Origin of the sequence: Escherichia sp. MOD1-EC6475, assembly GCF_003046645.1 — a bacterium.
In the GTDB taxonomy this organism is placed as follows: domain Bacteria; phylum Pseudomonadota; class Gammaproteobacteria; order Enterobacterales; family Enterobacteriaceae; genus Escherichia; species Escherichia ruysiae.
Genome location: NZ_PZKQ01000058.1, coordinates 20,910 through 27,336, shown reverse-complemented (window position 1 = coordinate 27,336; position 6,427 = coordinate 20,910). Strand labels below are relative to the sequence as shown.

Below are 6,427 nucleotides of genomic sequence, written 5' to 3'. Positions count from 1 at the left end.
CTTCAATTTAAAAGTTTGACGCTCAAAGAATTAAACTTCGTAATGAATTACGTGTTCACTCTTGAGACTTGGTATTCATTTATCGTCTTGCGACGTTAAGAATCCGTATCTTCGAGTGCCCACACAGATTGTCTGATAAATTGTTAAAGAGCAGTTGCGACGCGGCTTTCAGCCACTGTCGCGAGGTGGCATATATTACGCTTTCCTCTTTCAGAGTCAACCCTGAATTTCAGGATTTTTTCTCTTCGTTGTTACGACCATCTTGTGAAGTGTTTCACGTTGTCGTCTCAACGGAGGCGCATTATAGGGATCCCAATTTTTTGCACAAGCACTTTTTTGATCTTTTTTTCTGTTTGTTGTTTTTTCATCCTTTTTGCTGCATTCACATGCAAAATGGCGCATTTTTACATAGCAAAACACTTGCGCAAGGCTAATAAAGCACCCAAAGTCATAGATAAATCATTTTTCGTTGAGGTAAGTATGTCAGACACTCTACGCCCATACCGGGATCTTTTTCCACAAATCGGTCAGCGAGTCATGATCGACTGTAGTAGTGTGGTTATTGGTGATGTTCGGTTGGCCGATGATGTGGGGATCTGGCCACTTGTTGTAATTCGTGGTGATGTTAATTATGTTCAGATCGGCGCCCGAACCAATATCCAGGATGGCAGCGTCTTACACGTGACCCATAAATCAACGGCTAATCCACAAGGCAATCCGTTGATCGTCGGCGAAGACGTTACGGTTGGACATAAAGTGATGCTCCACGGCTGCACCATTGGCAATCGTGTGCTGGTTGGGATGGGCTCAATTTTACTTGATGGCGCAATAGTAGAAGATGATGTGATGATTGGGGCGGGTAGCCTTGTCCCACAAAATAAACGGCTGGAGAGCGGATATCTGTATCTCGGTAGCCCCGTCAAGCAGATCCGCCCGTTAACTGATGAAGAAAAGTCCGGGTTACGCTATTCAGCTAATAACTACGTGAAATGGAAAGACGAGTATCTGGATCAAAGCAACCAAACCCAACCTTGATCATCTTCGCTTTGAGCCTGAATTAAGCTTTCTGCTTCTTCTTCCAGGTCCCAGCGATGCTGACGAAAATTCGCTAAGTACTGTTCTGGCGTATCCCCTGTAAAGCGATTCGCCAGACTTTCGCCAGTAATTGCACAAGTCAGTTGCATACCGTTCACCAGAGCGGGAAAACATACGCATTTTTTGCTCTCATTCCACTCCTCCCTGTCTGGAAACTGGATGGCCTGATTCACGCTGACAACTCCTGTTGCAATTGTTTGATAACTGGTTCTACGTCAGGCAGGACACCATACCAAAGAAGGAAAGCATGTGCCGCCTGTGCCACCAGCATCCCTAATCCATCAGCATTACGCTTTGAGCCTTGCAGCTCACACCATGTCAGAAAAGGCGTTTTCCCTTTCTGATAGAACATGTCATAACAACAAATATCTGGATGAATAAGCGATGCTGGAATCGCTGGAATATCGCCACTAATGCCACTGGATGTTGCATTAATAATGAGATCGAACTCATGTCCTTCCAGTTTGTTCATACCCAACGCCTGAACACTGCCCGTATGCGCAAACAATTTTGCCAACTCTTCCGCGCGGGAAACCGTCCGATTAGTGATTGTTACCGCACAGTCCAGGGAAAGGAGCGGCAGTAATACGCCACGAGACGCCCCGCCAGCGCCAATAAGCAGAATACGTAAGCCAGAGCGGATAAAAGAGAGACGTTCCAGATCGCTTAACAAACCTACGCCATCGGTATTGTCACCCAGCAGGCGTCCATCTTCTAACCGCTTGAGGGTATTAACAGCGCCAGCCAATGCTGCCCGTTCAGTGAGTTCATCCGCTCTGGCAAAAGCCTCTTCTTTAAAAGGCACTGTCACATTCGCACCTTTACCACCAGCGGCAAAGAATACATTCAGTGTGTTGATGAAATCATTAATGGGTGCCAACACGCGCCCATAGGGATGTTCAATATTCAGCTGCTGCGCAAATTGCTGATGAATGAATGGCGATTTGCTGTGGGCTATCGGATTACCAAAAACAGCATAGGTTTCCATCAACTTACCCCTGTCGAAACAGTTCACCCGTCAGGGCATCGCGGATTTCTGAAGGATTTAAACGCCCCCCCGTCTCACCAGGCACAACCGGGAACTCCGCACCAAATTGTGCGCTAACTTCGTCGACTGTTCGACAAGGTGGCAATCCACTCAAGTTGGCACTGGTAGAAACCAGCGGTTTACCATAAGCCTGGCACAAAGCAATCACCAACGGATGGTCGGTGACTCGTACAGCAAGAGAATCAAAGCGGCCTGTTAACCAGCGCGGTGTTGTCGCCGGCGCGGGAAAGACAAAGGTAACTGGACCTGGCCAGCGAGAAAAAATGGATTCACGCTGCGCGTCCGTCAGCATACTGTCATCAATATAAGGTTTGAGCTGCTCGTAATTTGCCGCGATTAAAATCAGCCCCTTATCAACCGGACGCTGTTTTAACTCCAACAGTCGCATCACTGCAGTTTCGCTATCAGGATCGCACCCGACACCGAAAACGGCTTCCGTTGGATAGGCGATGACACGTTCTTCATTGAGGACATCTACCGCAGCCACGATAGCGTCTTCTTGCAGGTTATTATTCACGTTATTATTCCGCCGAAACCGGCTTTCCACATTGTTTACTGGCACAGAAATGTTTAACACCCTGCGCGGTTTTCTTTTCGATGAGTAGCGGATAATGACACTCAGGGCACTCTCCGGCTATTGGTTTGAAGTTAATAGCAAATTGACACTCCGGGTAGCGATCACAGGAGTGGAATGTTTTGCCATAACGGGAGCGGCGCTGGACCAGATGGCCCGTCCGACATTGGGGACATGTAATTGCCGTTTCGTCCGGTTTATCGATAAGTTCAGTATGTTCGCATTCAGGGTAGTTACTGCAGCCAATAAACATACCAAAGCGTCCCTGGCGTAATACCAGATTTGCGCTACATACAGGGCAAACCTGCCCCTCCAGAACTTTGACGATATGTCCATCCGCTGAAGACTTCAGAGGACGGACGTAGTCACACGCCGGATACTGTGAGCATCCAAGAAACGGACCGTGTTTCCCGGATCGAATAACCAGTTCAGCCCCGCACTTTGGGCAGGACTCATTATTACGCACCGTGAACAGTGCTGATTTCGCCATAACAACTTATGCTGAATTAAAGAAATAATTAATGCAGCATACCTTCATTCACTTCAAAGAGTAATTCTTCCATTTGCTGGTACGCATTTTCGCAGCCCGGAATGTTGAATAACACCATCAGGATTACCCATTTCAGGTCTTCCAGGTCGAACTCTGCGGTATCCAGCGCGAGCACTCGCTCTATCACCATTTCACGGGTTTCAAGGTTAAGCACCTGAATTTGCTCAAGGAAAAGCAGAAACCCACGACAGCTGGCGTCCAGTCTTTCACACTCTTCAGGGGTATAAATACGCATGGAGAGTGGATCAGAGGCCAGTTGCATCGGTTCTGCCAGTCCTTCCTGATAATCCGCAAGCTTTTCCAGCCAAAGCAGGGCATTGTAGATATCTTCTCGATCAAATCCTGCGTCGGTAAGATCCTGTTCAAGTTTGTCTTGATCCACACGCAACTCAGCTTCTGTGTGAATATAGGTTTCAAACAAATACATTAGTACGTCGAACATGGCATGCCCTCCTCAATCGGACATAGCCGCCGGGTACTGCTGCGATCCACCCTGCTAACTCCAGTTCTAGTAGTTGAGTAACTACCTCTGGCACAGGTTGGCCGGCACGTTCAGCGACGACGTCAACAGGTGTTACCTCATCTCCTACGTTAGCCAGGAGCTCAGGAAATGGCAATGCCACGTCTTCCTGATCTGGTGAATAAAATGAATTTTCAGGGGCATCTGGCAACCAGTGCAGTCCGTATTGCAAATTTTCCAGAATTTCTTCCGGTTCCGTCACAAGAGTCGCACCTTGTTTTATTAACCAGTGAGACCCTTCGCTTCCCGGACTCCCTAATGGACCGGGCAAGGCAAAAACTTCTCGCCCTTGTTCAAGCGCACAACGTGCTGTCACTAAAGAACCACTGCGTAAAGCAGCTTCTACCACCAGTACACCTTTACTTAGACCACTGATAATACGATTTCTTCGTGGGAAATTGTAAGCAAGGGGTGGAACATCGAGGGGAAATTCCGAGACGAGAGCACCACCCTGTTCAAGCAGACTAGCGGCGAGTTGAATATGGCGACGCGGATGAATGGTATTGAGTCCATTTCCCAGCACCGCAATACTAACGCCATTTACCTGTACCGCCGCTTTATGCGCCACACCATCGATTCCACGCGCCAGTCCACTGGTAATCGTTACGCCACGTGTCGCCAGCGATTCGCAAAATAATCGTGCCCATCGCTCGCCATACCATGAATGAGCACGACTTCCCACGACGGCAAGCTGAAAGGATCGCAATGCGGGAAGCTCCCCGGCAACAAACAGAGCTCCGGGATAATCAACCGTTGCGAGAAGTTGAGGAGGGTAAAATTCGCTATCCGCTGGGATAAAATGATGGTTAGGTTGCTCAAGCCACATAAGCGCACTATCCAGACTCTTCTGCGAAAAAGAGAGGAAACGCTGTGCCTGCAGTAATGAAAGCCCTACTTGTTGCAATATAACAACATCAATGTGTGGTAGTTTCGCCAACGCGTGAGCCATACGGACCATATCATCGCCGTACAAGCTGCTGATGCTCATCAGACGCAGCCAAATTTCTGTATCGACCATCCTTATCTCCCTGCCATAAGCAGCCTTAGCAATCTTTGCGATTGGTCAGTGATGCTGTCAATCAGAGGGGGATTTGTCTAGAATAGAAGAAATAATCTTTCTAACTCCTGAACACATCTCTGGAGATTTATGTCAGTTTTGCAAGTGTTACATATTCCGGACGAGCGGCTTCGCAAAGTTGCTAAACCGGTAGAAGAAGTGAATGCAGAAATTCAGCGTATCGTCGATGATATGTTCGAGACGATGTACGCAGAAGAAGGTATTGGCCTGGCGGCAACCCAGGTTGATATCCATCAACGTATCATTGTTATTGATGTTTCGGAAAACCGTGACGAACGGTTGGTGTTAATCAATCCGGAGCTTTTAGAAAAAAGCGGCGAAACAGGCATTGAAGAAGGTTGCCTGTCGATCCCTGAACAACGTGCTTTAGTACCGCGCGCAGAGAAAGTGAAAATTCGCGCCCTGGACCGCGACGGTAAACCATTTGAACTGGAAGCAGACGGTCTGTTAGCCATCTGTATTCAGCATGAGATGGATCATCTGGTTGGTAAACTGTTTATGGATTATCTGTCACCGCTAAAACAACAACGTATTCGTCAGAAAGTTGAAAAACTGGATCGTCTGAAAGCCCGGGCTTAAGGATAAGAATTAACGTGTCAGAATCACTACGTATTATTTTTGCGGGTACACCTGACTTTGCAGCGCGTCATCTTGACGCGCTGTTGTCTTCTGGACATAACGTTGTTGGCGTGTTTACCCAACCTGACCGACCAGCAGGACGCGGCAAAAAGCTGATGCCCAGTCCGGTCAAAGTGCTGGCTGAAGAAAAAGGCTTACCCGTTTTTCAGCCTGTTTCCTTGCGTCCACAAGAAAACCAGCAATTGGTCGCCGATCTACAAGCTGATATTATGGTTGTCGTCGCTTATGGGCTGATTCTGCCTAAAGCTGTGCTGGAGATGCCACGTCTCGGCTGTATCAATGTTCATGGTTCACTGCTGCCTCGCTGGCGCGGTGCCGCGCCAATCCAACGTTCGTTATGGGCGGGTGATGCAGAAACTGGCGTGACCATTATGCAAATGGATGTCGGTTTGGACACCGGCGACATGCTTTATAAACTCTCCTGCCCGATTACCGCAGAAGATACCAGTGGTACGCTGTACGACAAACTGGCAGAGCTTGGCCCACAAGGGCTTATCACCACGTTGAAACAACTGGCAGACGGCACGGCGAAACCAGAAGTTCAGGACGAAACTCTTGTCACTTACGCGGAAAAGTTGAGTAAAGAAGAAGCGCGTATTGACTGGTCACTTTCGGCAGCACAGCTTGAACGCTGCATTCGCGCTTTCAATCCATGGCCAATGAGCTGGCTGGAAATTGAAGGACAGCCGGTTAAAGTCTGGAAAGCGTCGGTCATTGATACGGCAACCAACGCTGCACCAGGAACGATCCTTGAAGCCAACAAACAAGGCATCCAGGTTGCAACTGGTGATGGCATCCTGAACCTGCTCTCGTTACAACCTGCGGGTAAGAAAGCGATGCGCGCGCAAGACCTCCTGAATTCTCGTCGGGAATGGTTTGTTCCGGGCAACCGTCTGGCCTGATAGTCCACTCTTCTAAGCCCG

Annotated in this window: 9 protein-coding genes; 3 read left to right on the top strand and 6 right to left on the bottom strand. The window is 48.5% G+C overall.

From position 1 onward, the window contains the following. The first annotated feature begins 480 nt into the window (after positions 1-480). A complete protein-coding gene (locus A7589_RS18855) occupies positions 481-1,035 on the top strand; it encodes a gamma carbonic anhydrase family protein (protein WP_001285641.1) in 555 nt (184 codons plus the stop codon). On the opposite strand, the gene A7589_RS18850 is transcribed toward A7589_RS18855, so the two are convergent. Genes A7589_RS18850 through dprA form a run of 6 tightly spaced genes read right to left on the bottom strand, consistent with a single transcriptional unit; the run spans position 1,011 to position 4,805 of the window. Beyond that, positions 1,011-1,268 (bottom strand): DUF1488 family protein, encoded by a 258-nt coding sequence (locus A7589_RS18850; protein ID WP_001070587.1) that lies wholly within the window; start codon positions 1,266-1,268, stop codon positions 1,011-1,013. The genes A7589_RS18855 and A7589_RS18850 overlap by 25 nt on opposite strands. After that, complete coding sequence (gene aroE / locus A7589_RS18845; protein ID WP_105282824.1) at positions 1,265-2,083, bottom strand: shikimate dehydrogenase; 819 nt, start codon at positions 2,081-2,083, stop codon at positions 1,265-1,267. The genes A7589_RS18850 and aroE overlap by 4 nt, the downstream gene beginning before the upstream one ends. 4 nt (positions 2,084-2,087) lie before the next feature. Further along, positions 2,088-2,660, bottom strand: coding sequence for an L-threonylcarbamoyladenylate synthase type 1 TsaC (tsaC, locus tag A7589_RS18840; protein ID WP_010357257.1), 573 nt, complete (start codon positions 2,658-2,660; stop codon positions 2,088-2,090). A gap of 4 nt (positions 2,661-2,664) precedes the next feature. After that, positions 2,665-3,207 (bottom strand): DNA topoisomerase family protein, encoded by a 543-nt coding sequence (locus A7589_RS18835; protein WP_010357255.1) that lies wholly within the window; start codon positions 3,205-3,207, stop codon positions 2,665-2,667. A 28-nt stretch (positions 3,208-3,235) separates the two neighbouring features. Then, positions 3,236-3,709: a DUF494 family protein Smg gene (gene smg, locus A7589_RS18830; protein ID WP_000460672.1), complete on the bottom strand. Its 474-nt coding sequence runs from the start codon at positions 3,707-3,709 to the stop codon at positions 3,236-3,238. Continuing rightward, on the bottom strand, positions 3,681-4,805 hold the full coding sequence (gene dprA / locus A7589_RS18825; protein ID WP_000228559.1) for a DNA-protecting protein DprA: 1,125 nt from the start codon (positions 4,803-4,805) through the stop codon (positions 3,681-3,683). The genes smg and dprA overlap by 29 nt, the downstream gene beginning before the upstream one ends. A 129-nt stretch (positions 4,806-4,934) precedes the next feature. Here dprA and def point away from each other — a divergent pair, with 129 nt between their 5' ends. Together def and fmt are read left to right on the top strand one after the other, a co-directional pair. Next, positions 4,935-5,444 carry a peptide deformylase gene (def, locus tag A7589_RS18820; RefSeq protein ID WP_000114984.1) on the top strand — a complete coding sequence of 170 codons (510 nt, stop codon included), beginning with the start codon at positions 4,935-4,937 and terminating at the stop codon, positions 5,442-5,444. 14 nt (positions 5,445-5,458) lie between these two features. After that, complete coding sequence (gene fmt, locus A7589_RS18815) at positions 5,459-6,406, top strand: methionyl-tRNA formyltransferase (protein WP_000004447.1); 948 nt, start codon at positions 5,459-5,461, stop codon at positions 6,404-6,406. Positions 6,407-6,427 lie beyond the last annotated feature (21 nt).

Bases quoted from the DNA above. Each gene is read 5' to 3' on its own strand.
- A7589_RS18855 (WP_001285641.1), top strand. From the start codon at position 481: ATGTCAGACACTCTACGCCCATACCGGGATCTTTTTCCACAAATCGGT.
- aroE (WP_105282824.1), bottom strand. From the start codon at position 2,083: ATGGAAACCTATGCTGTTTTTGGTAATCCGATAGCCCACAGCAAATCG.
- A7589_RS18835 (WP_010357255.1), bottom strand. From the start codon at position 3,207: ATGGCGAAATCAGCACTGTTCACGGTGCGTAATAATGAGTCCTGCCCA.
- smg (WP_000460672.1), bottom strand. From the start codon at position 3,709: ATGTTCGACGTACTAATGTATTTGTTTGAAACCTATATTCACACAGAA.
- dprA (WP_000228559.1), bottom strand. From the start codon at position 4,805: ATGGTCGATACAGAAATTTGGCTGCGTCTGATGAGCATCAGCAGCTTG.
- def (WP_000114984.1), top strand. From the start codon at position 4,935: ATGTCAGTTTTGCAAGTGTTACATATTCCGGACGAGCGGCTTCGCAAA.